General features: G+C 70.7%; 14 protein-coding genes. 7 read left to right on the top strand and 7 right to left on the bottom strand.

All coding sequences use genetic code 11. The features are described 5' to 3' along the window. Positions 1–235: 235 nt before the first annotated feature. Positions 236–1,894, top strand: coding sequence for a stealth family protein (locus tag ACWGST_RS02440; protein WP_452045037.1), 1,659 nt, complete (start codon positions 236–238; stop codon positions 1,892–1,894). A gap of 94 nt (positions 1,895–1,988) precedes the next feature. Here ACWGST_RS02440 and ACWGST_RS02435 read toward each other — a convergent pair whose 3' ends face one another. Both ACWGST_RS02435 and ACWGST_RS02430 read right to left on the bottom strand, forming a co-directional pair. Further along, entirely contained in the window at positions 1,989–3,461 is a 1,473-nt protein-coding gene (locus tag ACWGST_RS02435) for a phospholipase D-like domain-containing protein (protein WP_452045036.1), read from the bottom strand. 143 nt (positions 3,462–3,604) lie between these two features. Next, positions 3,605–4,558 carry a phosphodiesterase gene (locus ACWGST_RS02430; protein WP_452045035.1) on the bottom strand — a complete coding sequence of 318 codons (954 nt, stop codon included), beginning with the start codon at positions 4,556–4,558 and terminating at the stop codon, positions 3,605–3,607. A gap of 204 nt (positions 4,559–4,762) precedes the next feature. Between ACWGST_RS02430 and ACWGST_RS02425 the strand changes: the two genes are divergently transcribed. Together ACWGST_RS02425 and ACWGST_RS02420 are read left to right on the top strand one after the other, a co-directional pair. Then, on the top strand, positions 4,763–5,881 hold the full coding sequence (locus tag ACWGST_RS02425; protein ID WP_452045034.1) for an alpha/beta hydrolase: 1,119 nt from the start codon (positions 4,763–4,765) through the stop codon (positions 5,879–5,881). Positions 5,882–5,985: 104 nt separating this feature from the next. Continuing rightward, positions 5,986–7,584: a glycosyltransferase gene (locus ACWGST_RS02420; RefSeq protein WP_452045033.1), complete on the top strand. Its 1,599-nt coding sequence runs from the start codon at positions 5,986–5,988 to the stop codon at positions 7,582–7,584. Between the two features lie 9 nt (positions 7,585–7,593). Here ACWGST_RS02420 and ACWGST_RS02415 read toward each other — a convergent pair whose 3' ends face one another. Beyond that, positions 7,594–8,088 carry a hypothetical protein gene (locus ACWGST_RS02415; RefSeq protein WP_452045032.1) on the bottom strand — a complete coding sequence of 165 codons (495 nt, stop codon included), beginning with the start codon at positions 8,086–8,088 and terminating at the stop codon, positions 7,594–7,596. 329 nt (positions 8,089–8,417) lie between these two features. On the opposite strand from ACWGST_RS02415, the gene ACWGST_RS02410 reads away from it, so the two are divergent. Next, the gene (locus ACWGST_RS02410) at positions 8,418–9,422 is read left to right on the top strand and encodes a magnesium and cobalt transport protein CorA (protein ID WP_452045031.1); all 1,005 of its coding nucleotides are present in this window, start codon (positions 8,418–8,420) and stop codon (positions 9,420–9,422) included. On the opposite strand, the gene ACWGST_RS02405 is transcribed toward ACWGST_RS02410, so the two are convergent. Together ACWGST_RS02405 and ACWGST_RS02400 are read right to left on the bottom strand one after the other, a co-directional pair. Beyond that, a complete protein-coding gene (locus tag ACWGST_RS02405) occupies positions 9,406–9,774 on the bottom strand; it encodes a ribosomal maturation YjgA family protein (RefSeq protein ID WP_452045030.1) in 369 nt (122 codons plus the stop codon). The two genes, ACWGST_RS02410 and ACWGST_RS02405, sit on opposite strands and share 17 nt — an antisense overlap. A 56-nt stretch (positions 9,775–9,830) precedes the next feature. Next, the gene (locus tag ACWGST_RS02400; RefSeq protein ID WP_452045029.1) at positions 9,831–11,678 is read right to left on the bottom strand and encodes a DEAD/DEAH box helicase; all 1,848 of its coding nucleotides are present in this window, start codon (positions 11,676–11,678) and stop codon (positions 9,831–9,833) included. 134 nt (positions 11,679–11,812) lie between these two features. Between ACWGST_RS02400 and ACWGST_RS02395 the strand changes: the two genes are divergently transcribed. The 3 genes from ACWGST_RS02395 to ACWGST_RS02385 all read left to right on the top strand — a co-directional run bounded on the left by ACWGST_RS02395 (position 11,813) and on the right by ACWGST_RS02385 (position 14,541). Next, the gene (locus tag ACWGST_RS02395) at positions 11,813–13,492 is read left to right on the top strand and encodes a DHA2 family efflux MFS transporter permease subunit (protein WP_452045028.1); all 1,680 of its coding nucleotides are present in this window, start codon (positions 11,813–11,815) and stop codon (positions 13,490–13,492) included. Between the two features lie 40 nt (positions 13,493–13,532). Beyond that, a complete protein-coding gene (locus tag ACWGST_RS02390; protein WP_452045027.1) occupies positions 13,533–13,724 on the top strand; it encodes a hypothetical protein in 192 nt (63 codons plus the stop codon). 145 nt (positions 13,725–13,869) lie between these two features. After that, positions 13,870–14,541: a GAP family protein gene (locus ACWGST_RS02385; protein WP_452045026.1), complete on the top strand. Its 672-nt coding sequence runs from the start codon at positions 13,870–13,872 to the stop codon at positions 14,539–14,541. Positions 14,542–14,559: 18 nt separating this feature from the next. Here the strand turns inward: ACWGST_RS02385 and ACWGST_RS02380 are convergent, their stop codons facing one another. Both ACWGST_RS02380 and ACWGST_RS02375 read right to left on the bottom strand, forming a co-directional pair. After that, the gene (locus tag ACWGST_RS02380) at positions 14,560–15,855 is read right to left on the bottom strand and encodes an RNA polymerase sigma factor (RefSeq protein WP_452045025.1); all 1,296 of its coding nucleotides are present in this window, start codon (positions 15,853–15,855) and stop codon (positions 14,560–14,562) included. Further along, positions 15,852–16,223 (bottom strand): YciI family protein, encoded by a 372-nt coding sequence (locus ACWGST_RS02375; protein WP_452045024.1) that lies wholly within the window; start codon positions 16,221–16,223, stop codon positions 15,852–15,854. The genes ACWGST_RS02380 and ACWGST_RS02375 overlap by 4 nt, the downstream gene beginning before the upstream one ends. Positions 16,224–16,247 lie beyond the last annotated feature (24 nt).

The raw sequence follows: 16,247 nt of genomic DNA, 5'->3' as shown, positions 1-16,247 counted from the left end.
CCGCCCGCACGCTTTCACGCTACGCCTCACCGCACGAGACACGAGAATTCCTCGTGAAACTCACAGGCTCCGGCTCCGATCCATCCTCGGAATCGCCGATCTCCTCGCGCCGGCGACCGCATCGCGGCCGCCGCACCCTCGACCGGCGACACCCCTGCATATTCGACCCAAGCCGCTGCGTACAATCAGAGCGAGCGCAACTCGCGCACCCCGACCCCCTGGAGGCCACCGCTTCGTGACGAGACCCGACCGCGATCGAACCCCTGACCGCCAGCACGACGGACACGCGTTCGCGAAGAGGGAGACGACGCCCGCCCCGCCGATGCGGCTCTCCGATGCGTCCGAACTCGTGCTCGTGGCATCCGCCGGCCGGCCGCCGCGCTTCGATCGCGACGATCTCGTACTGCGAAAGGGGCAGTACGCGCTGCGCAACGGTCACATGACCCCGCACGAGTCGATGGTCGAAGACTTGCTCGCGCTCGGCGCCGCGCTCGACGAGGCCGAGATCCCGTTCCTCCTCGTACGCGGCAACGACGACCGCCCGATCATCGCCGTCGACCGGGCCGAGCGCAAGGCCGTCGCCCGCGCGCTCGCTGCGGCGTTCGCCGACGAGCCGTTCTACGCGACGACGCTCGCGCCGAAGCGCGCCGCGGACACGCACCCCGTGCTGCTCGCCGACGGTCGGCTCTCGGCCGGGCGCAAGCCCACCCTCCTCCGCGTCTACCGCCCGCGCATCGAACCGATCGGGCGCCTTCGCTACGGCAGCGAGACGGGCGTGCAGCTCGAGTTCTGGCGATTCGGCGACGAGACGATCGAGGCGCCCGCCGAGAACGTGCTCATGCGCCGCACCCTGCAGCGCTCCGAGACGACCGAAGACGTCGTGCATCTGCACGGCCGCGACTGGCCGACGCTCGAGCACATGTGGGAGCCGCTCGCGAGCGACGTCGACTTCGAGATCGACATGGTCTTCTCATGGGTCGACGGGTCGAGCGACGAGTTCGTGCGCGAGCGCGCGAAGCGCATGGCCGACCACGTCGTCGGCGAGGGCGACGACTCCGCGGCCCGCTACCGGCAGATCGACGAGTTGAAGTACGCCCTGCGCTCGGTGCACCTCTTCGCGCCGTGGGTGCGCCGCATCTTCATCGCGACCGACTCGCCCGCACCGGCTTGGCTCGCCAAGCACCCCAAGGTCACGCTCGTGCGCAGTGAAGAGATGTTCGCCGACACCTCCGTGCTGCCGACGCACAATTCGCACGCCGTCGAGAGCCAGCTGCACCACATCGAGGGCCTCGCCGAGTACTTCCTCTACTCGAACGACGACATGTTCTTCGGCCGGGCGCTCAGCCCCTCGCTGTTCTTCTCGCCCGGCGGCATCACGAAATTCGTCGAGGCCGGCACCCGCATCGGACTCGGTCGGGCGCACCCCGGCCGCAGCGGGTTCGAGAACGCGGCCCGCGTCAATCGAGCCCTCCTGCGCGAGCGCTTCGGCAAGGTCACGACGCGACACCTCGAGCATTGCGCGGCTCCGTTCCGCACGAGCGTCATGGCCGAGCTCGAGGCCGCGTTCCCCGAGGACTTCGGCCGCACGGCCGCGAGCCGCTTCCGCTCGGCGACCGACATCTCGGTGACGAACTCGCTGTACCACTACTACGGCCTCCTCGCCGGCCATGCCGTCGCCCAGACCGACGCCCGCGTCAAGTACATCGAGACGACGCTGCGCCAGGCGCTGCCCGCGATGGAAGAGCTGCTGAAGCACCGCGATCACGACATGTTCTGCCTGAACGACGGCAGCTTCCCCGAGATCTCCGACGAGGAGCGCACCGCCGCCGTCATCGACTTCCTCGAGCGCTACTTCCCGTTCCCTGCGCCGTGGGAGAAGACCCCCGCCCGGTGATCGAGTAGCGAGCGCCCGCGAGCGTATCGAGATCGCGCACCGGGTCTCGATACGCTCCCTCCTCCGTCGGTCGCTCCTCGACCACCGATCGTTGCTACTGCAGCGCCGAGGTGAGCCGGGCGACCCCGTCGAGGAACGTCGCCGACCCGGGCTCGCGGTTCCACTCCTCGAGCGTGAGCTGCCGGCCGGCGTCGCGATAGCCCTGCTCGACGGCCCGCATCTGCTCGACGAACGAACGACCGCGCACGAGCAGCATCATCTCGGAGTTCAGGCTGAACGAGCGGATGTCCATGTTGCTCGACCCAATGACGGCGACGTCGTCGTCGATCGAGAGGTGCTTCGCGTGCAGGATGTACGGGGCCGGGTAGAGCCAGATCTTCACGCCCGCCTCGAGCAGGTCCCGGTAGTACGACCGCTGCGCGTGCCAGACCGAACCCTGGTCGCCGATCTCCGACACGAAGAGCTGCACGTCGAGTCCGCGGTAGCACGCCGAGGTGATCGCGTAGAGCATCGCCTCGTCGGGCACGAAGTACGGGCTCGTGATGATGGCCCGCTGCTGCGCCGAGTTGATGAGCGCGAGGAAGAGCCGCAGGTTGTTCTCGGCGGGGTAGCCGGGGCCGCTCGGCACGACCTGGCACACGAGCGCGTCGGGCGAGTGGTCGGCGGGCACCGCGACGGCGGGCACGTTCTCCTCCTCGGTGAGCAGCTCGTCGGTCTCGAGGTACCAGTCGGAGAGGAACACGGTGTTGACACCCGTGACGATCGGGCCGGTGACCCTCGTCACGAGCTCCTGCCACTGCAGGCCGCGCTTGAGGTTCTTCTTCGAGTTGTAGCTGCGGTCGATGAGGTTCTGCGACCCCATGAATCCGACGAGCCCGTCGACGACGACGAGCTTGCGGTGGTTGCGCAGGTCGGGGCGCTGGTACTGGCCCTTCAACGGGCGCACTGGCAGCATGAAGCTCCACTTCGCGCCGATGCGGTCGAGCTCCGCGTAGGTCTCCTTGGCTCCGGCGGCCTTGCCCGAGGCGATGTGGTCGAGGAGCACGCGGACGACGACGCCCCGCTGCACGGCCCGCTCCATCGCGGCGAAGAACCCCTTCGTGGTCTCGTCGAACGAGACGATGAAGAACTCGACGTGCACGAACCGGGCGGCCCGGTCGATCTCGGCGGCCATGGCATCGATCGACCCCGTGTAGTCGCCGATGAGCGTCGCCGTGTTGCCGCCCATCGCCGGCAGGGCGCCGAGCAGCCGGTTCTGCCTCGTGAGCGATGCGAACCAGTCGGGCCACGACGCCCGGTCGGGCACGAGCTCGACGTTCTCGGCCCGATCGGCGATCATGCGGTTGATCTCGAGCTGCCTCTCGCGCCGCTTCTTCGGCAGCTTCGAACTGCCGATCAGCAGGAAGAACACGATGCCGACGAACGGGATCAGGAAGATCGCGAGCAGCCACGCCATCGCCGCGGTGGGCTTGCGTTCGCGCGGCACGATGATGAGCGCCGCGATGCGGATCGCCCAGTCGGCGAGGATCAGCACCACTCCGATGATCGCCGCGAGCTCCGTGCTCATACGCCACCTCCCCAGGTCGTCTGCTCGCCTCGCGCACGCGCAGGGTCGCAGCGGTCGGGAGAAGTGGTCTGAGTATGACACTCGGGTGCCGCCGGGCGAAAGGGTTCGCCACAGGGCGAGCCGCCATGCCCGGCCGGGCGGCCTCAGCCCGCGAACACCGGAATCGGCATGGTGAACGGCGGCTCCTTCGGCACCGGCGGGGCCGCGGCATCCGCTCGCCCGATGCCGGCCTCTGCGAGGCGCCGTGCGCTCTCGTCGGCGTCGATCCATTCCAGCGAGGCGTGGGCGCCGAGCGGCACGACCGAGTGCAGCACCGTCGTCGGGTAGACGTGCACGAGGTTGAAGGCGCGCGCGCCGTCGCGGCCGCGCGTGCCGCCGACGGGCACGTTGAGGTCTTGCGTGTAGCAACTGGCCGAGGCCACCGAGACCGGCACGCCCGCGAAGGTCGCGGTCGACGAGTAGTGCAGATGGCCGGCGATGATCGAGCGGATGTCGCTGCCCTCGACCACCTCGGCGAGACCGCCCTGGTCTCGCAGCTCGACGGCGACCGCGAGGTCGAGCACGCTCGGCACGGGCGGGTGGTGCATGGCGAGGATCGTGCCGTGCGGCGCCGGCATCGAGAGCTCTTCGGCGAGCCAGTCGAGCTGTTCGGGCGCGATCTCGCCGTGGTGCTGACCGGGCACGGTGGAGTCGAGGGTGATGACGCGCAGCCCGTTGACGTCGTCGACCCGGTCGACGGGTCGAGTGCTGCTCACGCCGCCTGCCGCCTCGCCGAGCAGACCGCGGCGGAACGCCGACCGCTCGTCGTGGTTGCCCATGACCCAGATCACCTGGGCACCGAGACGCTCGGCGGCGGGGTCGACGATGCGGCGGATGCGATCGTAGGCGTCGGGCTCGCCCTTGTCGGCGAGGTCGCCGGTGAAGACGATCGCCTCAGGGCGGCCACCGGATGCCTCGAACTCATCGAACAGGGTCTGCAGGTGCCGCTCGCTCGCAACGCGGTCGTAGAGCATGCGGCCGCCGGCGAGCACGTGCGTGTCGCTGATGTGGAGGAGGAAGTGGTGCGGCCGGGGGTACTCGGCCGTACGGCTCGTCACGATTCATCCCATTCGATCGGTGAAGACGCGCAACCTCGGGCGTCTGGCATGCAGACTAGCCGACCATGCCTGTCTGAACGGCACATGAATGCGGCCTGTGCCGAAGCCGACGCGGCGAAGCCCGACGAAGAGCTCGCCGGTGCGTCGGGCGAGTGCCGCACCGTTTCTCCGACAGGATGTCGAGAACGAGCAAGAAGGGGCACCGTGTCGACGAAGCGAACGAAGCGCACCCGCGACATGCCGTGGTGGGGCAATGAGGTCTGGCTGACCCGCGGACAGCGGCGATTCATCGGCACGGTCACCTATATCGCCGTCGGCGGGCTGCTGATCACGTGGGTGCTCACCCTCACCTCGTGGCCCTCGGCGCTGACCATCCGAGCCGTCTTCGAGCAGGGCGCCGCCGCCACGGTCACCGAGATGCAGCGGCACGTCGGCGACGCGCCGCTCACCGAGCAGCTCGGGGTGCCGGTCGACGGCGGGTCGCCCGGAGCCGTCGGGGCCGCGGGGGCCGCTGGAGCCGCGGAGGCGGCCGCCGACGGCATGTCGTTCGACGTCTTCTCGCCTGCGGGCGGCACCGACCCCCTGCCCACGATCGTCTGGGTGCATGGTGGAGCCTGGATCTCGGGCAACTCCATCGATGTCGAACCCTACCTCCGCATCCTCGCGGCCGAGGGGTACACGACCGTGGGCGTGAACTACACGCTCGGCCCCGAGGGCAGGTATCCGCTCGCCGTGCACCAGCTGAACGACGCGCTCGCGACCCTCGATGCGAACGCCGACGAGCTGCGCATCGACCCCGATCGCGTCGTGCTCGCCGGCGACTCCGCCGGCGCACAGCTCGCGAGCCAGCTCGCGGCGCTGACGACCAACCCCGACTACGCCGAGCTGCTCGGCGTCGACCCGGCGCTCGACGCCGATCAGCTCGTGGGCGTCGTGCTGAACTGCGGTGTCTACGACCTCCAGGCGATGTCGGAGCTGACCGGCATCGGGTCGTGGGGGCTCAAGATCGCACTCTGGGCGTACACCGGCGAGCAGGACTGGTCGCAGCGCTCGTCGGGCACGACGATGTCGACGATCGACTTCGTGACCGCCGATTTTCCGGCCACGTACATCTCGGGCGGCAACGGCGACGCCCTCACCTGGATCCAGTCGCTGCCCATGAACGACCGGCTGAACGAGGTCGGGGTCGACGTGACCTCGCTGTTCTGGCCCGCCGACCACGAGCCGGCGCTGCCGCACGAGTACCAGTTCAAGCTCGACTCCGACGAGGCGCAGGCGGCGCTCGTCGAGACCCTCGAGTTCCTGGAGGGCGTCACCGGCTGAGCCGGCTTCGCCTCGGCACCGACCATCGGCACAGCACACGCGACCCCGGCGACCCGGCTCGTGCGTCCACGAGATCTCCAGCCGCGCGCGCCTACGCTCGAAGCATGTCTGTCGGGCGAGCGTCATCCGAGCCCCGGGCGTCTCGGGTGCGCCTGCCCGAGGGCCGGCACTTCGCCGTCACCTGGTCGATCCCCGACGCCTTCGGCGGCATGACCGATGCCATGCTGCGGCGTTCCGCCGCGTTCCACCGCGTCGCGGGCGTCGACGTCGAGGTGCTGACCTTCGACGCGCGGCCCGACACCCCGGGCATCGAACGCGAGCTGCGCGAACGCGGGGTGCTCGCGCCCGGGGTGCGCATCACGAACCTCTACGACTGGCTGCGGAGGCATCCACTGCCCGGCGGTTCGCTGCGAATCGAAGCGGGCACGTTCACACCGCTCGCGCCCGACGAGGCCGACGTGACGCGGCTGCGCGGCGACGTCGTGATGAGCCGGTCGCGGCTCGACGCCGACGGCAACGCCCTGCAGACCGACCACTATCGGGACGACGGCAGCCTGCTGCTCAGCGACCGGCACGACGTGCGCGAGCGCGGCGTGATCGGCGGGCGCCGCGTCGTGCTGTGCGACGGCGATGGCCGGCCCGTGCGATCGTGGCGCCGCATCTGGACCCTGTACCGGGCCTGGCTCGACGCGCTGACGGCCGCGACACCGAGCTTCGTGATCGTCGACAGCAAGACGATGGCGCCGTTCATGCTCACCTATCGGCGGGCGCACGTCATCACGGCGCACGTCGTGCACGCCTCGCACCGACCGGGGCGCGCCGAAGACGAGCCGATCCGGCGGTCGCGACGCGAGGCGCTCGAGCGGCTCGAGGACTTCGACCTCGTGGCGGTGCTGTCACGGCGGCAGCGCGACGATCTCGAGCGCATCGTCGGCCGGAACGACCACCTCGTCGTGATTCCGAACCCCAGGCCCGTGCCGCAGCAGGCGGGGTCGGGCACGCCCGCGCCGCGCCGGCCCGTGCCGCACGAGCCCGCGCCGCGCGAGCACGGCCGCGGCATCGTGCTCGCCGCGCTCACCCGGCGCAAGCGCGTCTCGCACGCGATCGCGGCCGTGCAGGCGGCGAACGCCCGCCCGGGCATCGCCGTGCACCTCGACGTCTACGGCGACGGCGAGAGCCGCGCGGCACTCGCGAAACGCATCCACGATCCCGGAGCGATCGAGCTGCACGGCTTCGACCCCGAGGCGCGTCGGCACCTGCCGGGCGCCTCGTTCCTGCTGCTCACCTCGCACTCCGAGGGCTTCCCGCTCGTGCTCGTCGAGGCCATGGCCGCCGGCTGCCTGCCGATCGCCTACGACATCCCCTACGGCCCCGCCGACCTCATCCGCGACGGACGCAACGGCTTTCTCGTGCCGCCCGGCGACGTCGAGGGCCTCGCCGACGCGATCGTTCGACTGCAGCGGATGTCGCGGCGCCGCGTCGCCCGCATGAGGCGGGCCGCCGTGCGCACGGCGAGCACGTTCGACGAGCAGCGCGTGACCCGCGTCTGGGCCCGCGAACTGCGCCGCGCCGCGGTGCGGCGGGAGGTGCGGCGCACGGGTCGGTTCGGCCGGGTGCGGGCCGTGGCGGCACGGCTGCCCCTGCCCCGCCCGGTGCGTGCGGCGGGAGTGAGCGTCGTCTCGGCGCTCGACCGCCTCAGATGAGGCCCGCGGCTACTCCGTCGGGCCGGGCCCCTTGGGCTTCTTCGGCCCGCGGCCCTGCCCGGGGTGGTCGTCGGTGGGCTCGGGCGTCGCCGTCGGCTCGACCGGCGCGTCGTCGGCCGGCGGCTCGACGATCTCGTCAGGCTCGGGCGACGGTTCGGGCAGCGCCGTCGGCGGTGCCGAAGTCGGCAGCACCGGTCCGAACGGGCTCGGGGTCGAGGGCGTTGTCGACGATGGTCGCGGGTCGTCGATCGTGGTGAACGCCTCGTTCTCGGGTGCGCCACCGCCGCTCGATTGCATGAGCGCGACCGCCCCGACCAGCATGCCCACGACGGCGAGACCGGTGACGGCGACCAGGGCTCCGATGCGATGACGCGTGAGCCACGCGACGGCGGCAGCCACCAGCGGCAGCGCCGGTGCGAGCAGCGCACCGGCGCGTGAGGCCGGCGCCGCCCGTCGGCCGCTCGGGCGGGGGCGCGTGTCGCCGAGTTCTTCGCCCTCCGGCATGCTCACCCGCCTCTCGTCGCGTTCGAGTGCATGACCCCCTGATGAGGGTACCCAACCTGCGCAGTCGCCCGCTCGATCGAGTCGACTCGGCTGCGTGGGCTAGACTCGGCGGCTGGGCCGCACGGCCCTTTTGCGAGAGGCGGTGAGGGCGATGGCCGATCATAGTACCGACGCCGCCACCCCTGCTGCGTCGCATTCCCGTTCCCGCATGCGCTGAGTTCTGCTCGCCCTCGCACGAACGCGTTCCGATCCGCACCCGGTTGGCGGCGACATCCGCTCACTCTGCCGAACCGGCGCACTGCCGCGCGCCCTGCGAGAACGGACCGCTCATGTCACCTCTGGTCGACAACGGCGTCTACGTCGACGGACGTCGCGTCGAGACGCCCACAAACCTCGACGACACCTACCGCCTCATGGACGACCACGACGGCCTCGCCTGGATCGGGCTCTACCGGCCGAGTCCGCGCGAAGTCGCCTCGGTCGCGCGCGAGTTCGACCTGCACCCGCTCGCCGTCGAAGACGCGCTGACCGGCCACCAGCGGTCGAAGCTCGAACGCTACGGTGACACGCTCTTCGCCGTGCTGCGTCCGGCGCGATACCGCGATGAATCGGAGACCGTCGAGTTCGGCGAGCTGCACCTCTTCGTCGGCCCCGACTTCGTCGTCACCATCCGTCACGCCGAATCGCCCGACCTCGCCGCCGTGCGCCGGCGTATGGAGTCGAGTCCCGAGCTGCTCGCCATGGGACCGGAGGCCGTGCTCTACGCGATCCTCGACGAGGTCGTCGACGAGTACGAACCGGTCGTCGCCGGGCTCGAGAACGACATCGACGAGATCGAGGACCAGCTGTTCGGCGACAGCGACGACGACGCGCTCTCGCGGCGCATCTACGAGCTCTCGCGCGAGGTCATCAACTTCCAGCGGGCCGTGCAGCCGCTCGCGGCGATGCTCGAGTGGCTGCGCCGCGGGTCCGAGAAGTACCGCGTCGACGTCGAGCTGCAGCGCTCGCTCCGCGACGTGCTCGACCATGCCATCCGCATCGATGAGCGGGTCGGCTCGTTCCGCGCCATCCTCGACAACGCCCTCACGGTGCATTCGGCACTCGTCGCGCGCCGTCAGACCGACACGAGCCTGAAGCAGAACGACGAGATCAAGAAGATCTCGTCGTGGGCGGCGATCATCTTCGCGCCGACCCTCATCGGCACGGTCTACGGCATGAACTTCGATGTCATGCCCGAGCTGCAGTGGGCGTTCGGCTATCCCATGGCGCTCGGTGCGATGGTGGTGTTCGGCGTCGCGCTCTACGGCGTGTTCAAGTTCAAGAAGTGGCTCTGACACGGTCGGCACGCCGAGCGGTCAGCCCGAGTTGCACGACGAATGCGAGCAGCGCCCCGGCCGCGTACGCGACGAGGTCGATCGCGTCGAACGAGCTGCCGAGCACGAGTCTCGTCAGCGGAACCGCCTCGACGACGCGCTGCGGCAGCCCGGTGAGCTGCAAGAGCTCGATCGCCGTCGCGGCCGCGAACGCGATCGCCGAACTCCGCACGGGCCCGAGGCGCGGCCACGCCGCGCGCAGCGCGAACGCGACCAGGCCGACGTAGAGCACGCTGCCGAGCAGGTCGATCACCACGGTGCGCGGCACGAGCTGCAGTCCGAGACCGCCGAGCAGGCAGACGGCTGCGGCCACGGCGGCACGCAGACGGATGCCTCGTGCCCGAGGCGTGAGCCGCGGCATCCGTTCGCTCAGCTCTTGTGGCGCGGCTTTCGGAACGGCTTGCCGCCGTCGTCGCCGTGCTCGCGGTCGTTCGGGCGACGCGACGGGCCGCGATCGGGTCGCAGCTCGATGAGCCGGCCCGAGATGCGAGTGCCATCGAGTCGCTCGAGTGTCTCTTGCGGCAGGTTCGCGGGCAGCTCGACGAGCGAGAACTCGGGCCGGATCTGGATGGCGCCGAAGTCTTCGCGGCTGAGGCCCCCCTCGTTCGCGAGCGCGCCGACGATCTGTCGCGGCTCGACCTTGTGGCGCTTGCCGACCGCGATGCGGTAGGTCGCCATCGGTCCGCTGCTCGGGCGCTGGCGCCGCTCGGGGCGGTCGCCGCGGTCACGGTCGAAGCCGCCGCGATCGCCGCGGTCACGGTCGTAGCTCGCGCCTCGACGATCGCCGCGCTCGGGCCGGTCGCCGCGCGGCGGGCGATCCGTCCACTCGCGGTCGGCGCGCTTCGGCCGCTCGGGCTCTGGTTCGAGCAGCAGCGGGGACTCGCCCTGCGCCACGACGGCGAGCGCGGCCGCGACGTCTGCCTCTGGCACGTCGTGGTTGCGCACGTAGTGGGCGATGATGTCGCGGAACCCGTCGATGCGCTCGTTCTGGTCGAGCGCCGCGGTGATGCGGTCGTCGAAGCGAGCGAGACGTGTGACGTTGACGTCGTCGACGCTCGGCAACTGCATCTGCACGATCGGCTGGCGCGTGGCCTTCTCGATGCGGGCGAGGAGGCTCCGCTCGCGCGGCGTGACGAAGCTGATCGCGTCGCCCGTGCGGCCGGCGCGGCCCGTGCGGCCGATGCGGTGCACATAGGGCTCGCTGTCGGTCGGGATGTCGAAGTTCACCACGTGGCTGATGCGTTCGACGTCGAGGCCGCGTGCCGCGACATCCGTTGCCACCAGGATGTCGAGCTTGCCCGACTTCAACTGGTTGACGGTGCGCTCGCGCTGCACCTGGGCGATGTCGCCGTTGATGGCCGCGGCCGAGTAGCCGCGGGCACGCAGCTTCTCGGCGATCTCCTCGGTGACGCTCTTCGTGCGCACGAAGACGATCATGCCCTCGAAGTTCTCGACCTCGAGGATTCGGGTGAGGGCGTCGACCTTCTGCTGGTACGAGACGATGAGATAGCGCTGGCTGATGTTCGCCGAGGTCTGCGTCTTGGTCTTGACGGTGATCTCTTCGGGGTCGTGCAGGTACTGCTTCGACATGCGACGGATCGCCGCGGGCATGGTCGCCGAGAACAGGGCGACCTGCTTGGTGTCGGGCGTGTCGGCGAGGATCGTCTCGACGTCTTCGGCGAAGCCCATCTTCAGCATCTCGTCGGCTTCGTCGAGCACGAGGTACTTGAGCTCCGAGAGGTCGAGGGTGCCCTTCTCGAGGTGGTCCATGATGCGACCGGGGGTGCCGACGACGATGTGCACGCCGCGGCGCAGCGCCGAGAGCTGCACACCGTAGCCCTGACCGCCGTAGACGGGCAGGATGTGCACGCCCTTGAGGTGCGATGCGTACTTCTCGAACGCTTCGCAGACCTGCAGCGCGAGCTCACGGGTCGGGGCGAGCACGAGGGCCTGGGGAGTCTTCTGGGAGAGGTCGAGGCGGGCGAGGATCGGCAGCGCGAACGCGGCCGTCTTGCCGGTGCCGGTCTGGGCGAGGCCCACCACGTCGCGCCCGGCGAGGAGCGACGGAATCGTCGCGGCCTGAATGGCGGAGGGGGTCTCGTAGCCGACGTCGGAGAGGGCCTTCAGGACAGCGCCATCGAGTCCGAGGTCGGAGAATGTCGTCGCGGCGGGCTCTTCTGGAGCCTCCACCTCGACCGGAGCGTCGTCAGCAGTCACGCTTCAGAGTAGTCCGTGCAGCTGTGAGAATGCAGTTTCGACAGCCCGAAGCGCCTCAACCGAACGATGCATGCGCGTCCCGATTCGCCGGGCATACGGTGGAATCGGACGACACTCGACGGAAGGACGACGAGATGAGCGAACCCGCCGCCACGGTCCGACCGACCGGCGCCCGGCGATGGGTCGGGCTCGGCGTCCTCGCCGCCGCGCTCTCGATGATCGTGCTCGACGGCACGATCGTGGGCATCGCGCTGCCGACGATCATCACCGATCTGAAGCTCGACTTCAGCGAGGCGCAGTGGGTCAACGGCATCTACTCGGTGATCTTCGCCGCCCTGCTGCTGACCGCCGGGCGACTCGGCGACCGACTCGGCCGCCGCCGCGCGATGGTCGCCGGCATCGTGATCTTCCTGGCGGGCAGCCTGCTCGCCGCCCTCGCGACGAGCGGCACCTCGCTGATCCTCGCGCGCTTCGTGCAGGGCATCGGCGGTGCGTTCATCCTGCCGACGACCCTGTCGACGGTCAACGCCACGTTCCGCGGGCGCGATCGCGCGATCGCCTTCGGCGTGTGGGGCGCCGCGATCTCGGGTGTCGCCGCGCTCGGCCCGCTGCTCGGCGGCTGGCTCACCGACTCGTTCGGCTGGGAGTGGATCTTCCTCGTCAACCTGCCGTTCGGCGCGATCATCCTCGTCATGACCTTCCTCACCGTGCCCGAGACGCGCGCCGTGATCACCGCGAAGGGTCTCGACATCGACGGCCTGCTGCTCTCGGCGATCGGCTTCGGCGCCCTCGTGTTCGGCCTCATCGAGGGCGGCACGCTCGGCTGGTGGGCGCCGAAGGCGCAGTTCGAGCTCTTCGGCCTGACCTGGCCGACCTCGTGGCCCATCTCGCCCGTGCCGGTGGCGATCGCGATCGGCCTCATCGCCCTCGTGCTCTTCTTCGTCTGGGAGCGCCACCGCGCCCGCAACGGCCGCTCGGCGATCCTCGATGTGCGCCTGTTCTCGGTGCCCACCTTCACGTGGGGCAACCTCGTCGCGATGTGCGTCGCGATCGGCGAGTTCGGCATCCTGTTCGTGCTGCCGCTCTACACGGTCAACGCGCTCGGACTCTCGACGCTCACCGCCGGCTTCGTGCTCGCGGCCATGGGTCTCGGCGCGTTCGTCTCGGGGGCGCTGGCCCGGCGCTTCGCCGAGCGCTTCGGTGCCCCCACCGTCGTCGTGATCGGCCTCGCGCTCGAGGTCGTCGGCGCCGTGCTCGCGGCCGTGCTGCTGTCGACCGACATGTCTCCGTGGCTGCTCGCCGCGGTGCTCGCCCTCTACGGCCTCGGGCTGGGCCTCGCCTCGGCGCAGCTCACGGGCACCGTGCTCGCCGACATCCCGCCCGAGGAGTCGGGCCAGGGTTCGGCGACCCAGAGCACTGGCCGCCAGGTCGGTTCGGCGCTCGGCACGGCCATCATCGGTGCCGTGCTCGCCGCGGGCCTCGCGGTCGCGCTGCCGGCCCAGGTCGACACCGTGTCGGGCGTGCCGTCGGCCGCGGCCGAGCAGATCGTCTCGGCCACCGAGGAGTCCGCCGGCAGCACGATCCCGCAAGTGCGGGCCGAGGGCACCGACGGCAAGCTCGGTACGGCAGGCCCCGCGGTCGCCGACGCGTTGGCGACCGGCATGACGGATGCCTCGCGCTGGGCGCTGCTCGCGGCAGCCGGGTTCCTCATGCTCGGCGGGGCGTTCGCCCTGCGCTTGCGGGCGGTGGCCCGGCGGTCGGGCGCGGCGGCGGAGGGCGCGCTGTCTGGAAGCACGACCGAACCGGCGTCATGAATCGCCTCGCCCTGCGTCTCTTCAGTGAAGGGGGCCGATCATGTGGGGCAGGCGCAAGCAGAAAGACCGCACTCAGCAGGGCGCGATCGCGCACGTCGAGTTCGTGACGTACGACGGGGGTCGGATGCCGGTGCGTTGCGGTTGCCCGCGCGATCACGACCATGCCCGGCCCACCTCGGCGGAGTTCGCGGCCGCGGGAGTCACCCTCGACGCGTACGCATTCGCCGCCTGAGCCGGCTCGTCGGGTCGGCGGGCGAGCACGCGGCGGATCGCCGACACGGCGGCCCCGCGGCATCCGCTCGATTGCATGCTCAGGTGCCATCGCTCCGATATCGTGTGCACATCGGCGCACGGCTCAGGCAGGGGGTGCAACGGGAATGCTGCAGGCGATAGGGCTCATCCTTCCGATCGCCCTGGCGGTCGCGCTCAGCTCGGTACCCATCATGACGACGATCATGATCCTGCTCTCGCCGAAGGCCGCGTCGTCGGCCGCCCCCTTCCTCATCGGCTGGGTCATCGGCATGGCGCTGCTCGTCTTCGTGTGCACGATCTCGGCGCAAGCGGTGCCGACGCCGCGCTCGTCACGCCAGCCCGACGTGGCCGTCGGCATCGGCGAGATACTGATCGGCGCGACGCTCATCGTCATCGCGATCGTCTCGTGGCGGCGCGCCCGCAAGAACCCGATCGACGCCGGCATGCCCGCCTGGCTCGGCAAGGTGACCTCGATCGGCCCGTGGAGCGCCTTCGGCCTGGGCGTGGCCCTGAACATCCGCCCGAAGGAGCTGCTGCTCGCGATCGCGGCCGGCCTCGCGGTGCGCGGCGCCGGGCTCTCGCTCTCGGAAGCCGCGATCGTGATCATCGTCTACGTCGTCATCGGCGCATCGACCGTCGCCGTTCCCGTCATCGCGACGCTCGTCGACGCCAAGGGCATGCAGCCCAAGCTCGTGTCGATGAAGGAGTGGCTCGACCGGAACAGCCACGTGGTCACCTCGATCATCATGCTGATGGTCGGCGTGGTCATCATCGGCAGCGGGCTGCAGCGGCTTTGACGCGGCACCTGGCGACGATCAGGCGGTGCCGACCGCGCCGGCTCGCTCGAGCAGGTGGGCCGACGCTGCAGGGTCGCTTTCGAGGGCGGCCGCGCGCGAATAGGCAGCGGATGCCGCGGCCTCCCGCCCGGCGCGGGCGAGCAGGTCTGCGCGGGTGGCGTGGAAGGCGGCGAGTCGTTCGCTCTCCGCCGGCATCCCGTCGAGCAGCGCGAGACCGGCGTCGGGTCCGCGGTTGCGGCCCGTGACGGCGGCGAGCGCGATCTGCGCGCCGGCCGTCGGGGCCACCACGACGAGGGCACCGGCGAGCACTTCGAGTGCCGCCCAGTCGACGACGCCGGTGCGCAGGCGCGCGGCGTGCACCGCCTGCATCGCCGCCTCGAGGCGGAACCGCCCGAGCGGCTCGGCGAACTGCTCGGCGAGCCGCTCGGCGCGACGCAGGTGGGCCTCGCCCGCTTCGATCAGCTCCGGGTCCCAGCTCCCCGGGTCCTGCTCGTCGAGCGGTACGAACGCGGCTGCTCGCGCTCCGGCCCGCGACAGCGAGAGCGAGATGACTGCGGCCAGCGACCATGCCTCGGCATCCGACTCGAGCAGGGTCGCGAGCGTCTCGGCCAGGTACAGCGCCTCGCCGGCCATCGAGTCGGGGGCGCGGTGCGTTCGGCCGTCGGCGTCGTGCCACGCGATGGCGTAACAGCCGTAGACCGCCTCGAGCACGGCGTTTCGTCGCCCGGGCAGGCTCGCGCGGTCGGGAATCGCGAACGGGATTCCGGCATCGCGGATGCGCCGCTTGGCCCGCACGAGCCGCTTCGCGAAGGCTGCGGGCGTTGCGCCGTACGCCGCGGCGATCTCGGCGGCGCCGAACCCGAGCACCGTCTGCAGCATGAGCGGGGTGCGAACGGCGGGGTCGATCGCCGGATGCGCGCACGCGAACATGAGCTCGAGGCGACGGTCGCCGATCGCGTCGACGTCGACGTCGTCGAGCGGCCCGAGCGGCCCGAGTTGCCCGATCGCGCCGGCTCGCCCGACCTCGCCCGCCTCCGTGCCCGCCTCGACGCCGGTGCGGTGCGCCGCCGACTTCCACACGTCGCGCTGTCGGTTGCGGGCCACGGTCAACAGCCACCCTTCGGGATTGTCGGGCACACCGGCATCCGGCCATGAGATCAGTGCCTGTTCGAAGGCCGACGCCACCGCGTCCTCAGCCGACGCGATGTCGCCGTTGCCCGACGCCAGCAGCGCGACGAGACGGCCGAACGCGACGCGCGCGGCATGTGCGGCAGCCGCCCGGGCGCCTGCAGTCGACCGGGCGTCTGCGCTCACGCGACCCAGATGCCGCCGACGGTATACGTCGCGACCGGCCGGATCTCGACGGGTCCCCACTGCGCAGCGGGCGCCCGCTGCGCCCAGTCGATGGCGGCGTCGAGATCGGCGACGTCGATGACGAACACGCCGCCGAGCTGTTCTTTCGTGTCGGTGAACGGGCCGTCTTGGATGCGCGGCTCGCCGTCGACGAGCGTGAGCGTCGTCGTGCTCTCCGACTGGCGCAGCACCTCGGCGGCGATCAGCACGCCCGCCGCTTCAAGGGTCGCGGCGTACGTGGCGAAGGCGACGCGCCCGGCCTCGAGCGCCTCGGCACCGAGACTCTGCTCATCGCCCTCCGGGTAGTGCAGCAGCAGCATGTAGCGCATGTCCTCATCCTTCCTCTCTGCGTC

The organism is Agromyces sp. NPDC055520 (genome assembly GCF_053619715.1).
This window is presented reverse-complemented; position numbering and strand designations above follow the sequence as displayed.

Bases quoted from the DNA above. Each gene is read 5' to 3' on its own strand.
- ACWGST_RS02375 (WP_452045024.1), bottom strand. From the start codon at position 16,223: ATGCGCTACATGCTGCTGCTGCACTACCCGGAGGGCGATGAGCAGAGT.
- ACWGST_RS02415 (WP_452045032.1), bottom strand. From the start codon at position 8,088: ATGCCGGAGGGCGAAGAACTCGGCGACACGCGCCCCCGCCCGAGCGGC.
- ACWGST_RS02395 (WP_452045028.1), top strand. From the start codon at position 11,813: ATGAGCGAACCCGCCGCCACGGTCCGACCGACCGGCGCCCGGCGATGG.
- ACWGST_RS02420 (WP_452045033.1), top strand. From the start codon at position 5,986: ATGTCTGTCGGGCGAGCGTCATCCGAGCCCCGGGCGTCTCGGGTGCGC.
- ACWGST_RS02385 (WP_452045026.1), top strand. From the start codon at position 13,870: ATGCTGCAGGCGATAGGGCTCATCCTTCCGATCGCCCTGGCGGTCGCG.
- ACWGST_RS02390 (WP_452045027.1), top strand. From the start codon at position 13,533: ATGTGGGGCAGGCGCAAGCAGAAAGACCGCACTCAGCAGGGCGCGATC.
- ACWGST_RS02435 (WP_452045036.1), bottom strand. From the start codon at position 3,461: ATGAGCACGGAGCTCGCGGCGATCATCGGAGTGGTGCTGATCCTCGCC.
- ACWGST_RS02410 (WP_452045031.1), top strand. From the start codon at position 8,418: ATGTCACCTCTGGTCGACAACGGCGTCTACGTCGACGGACGTCGCGTC.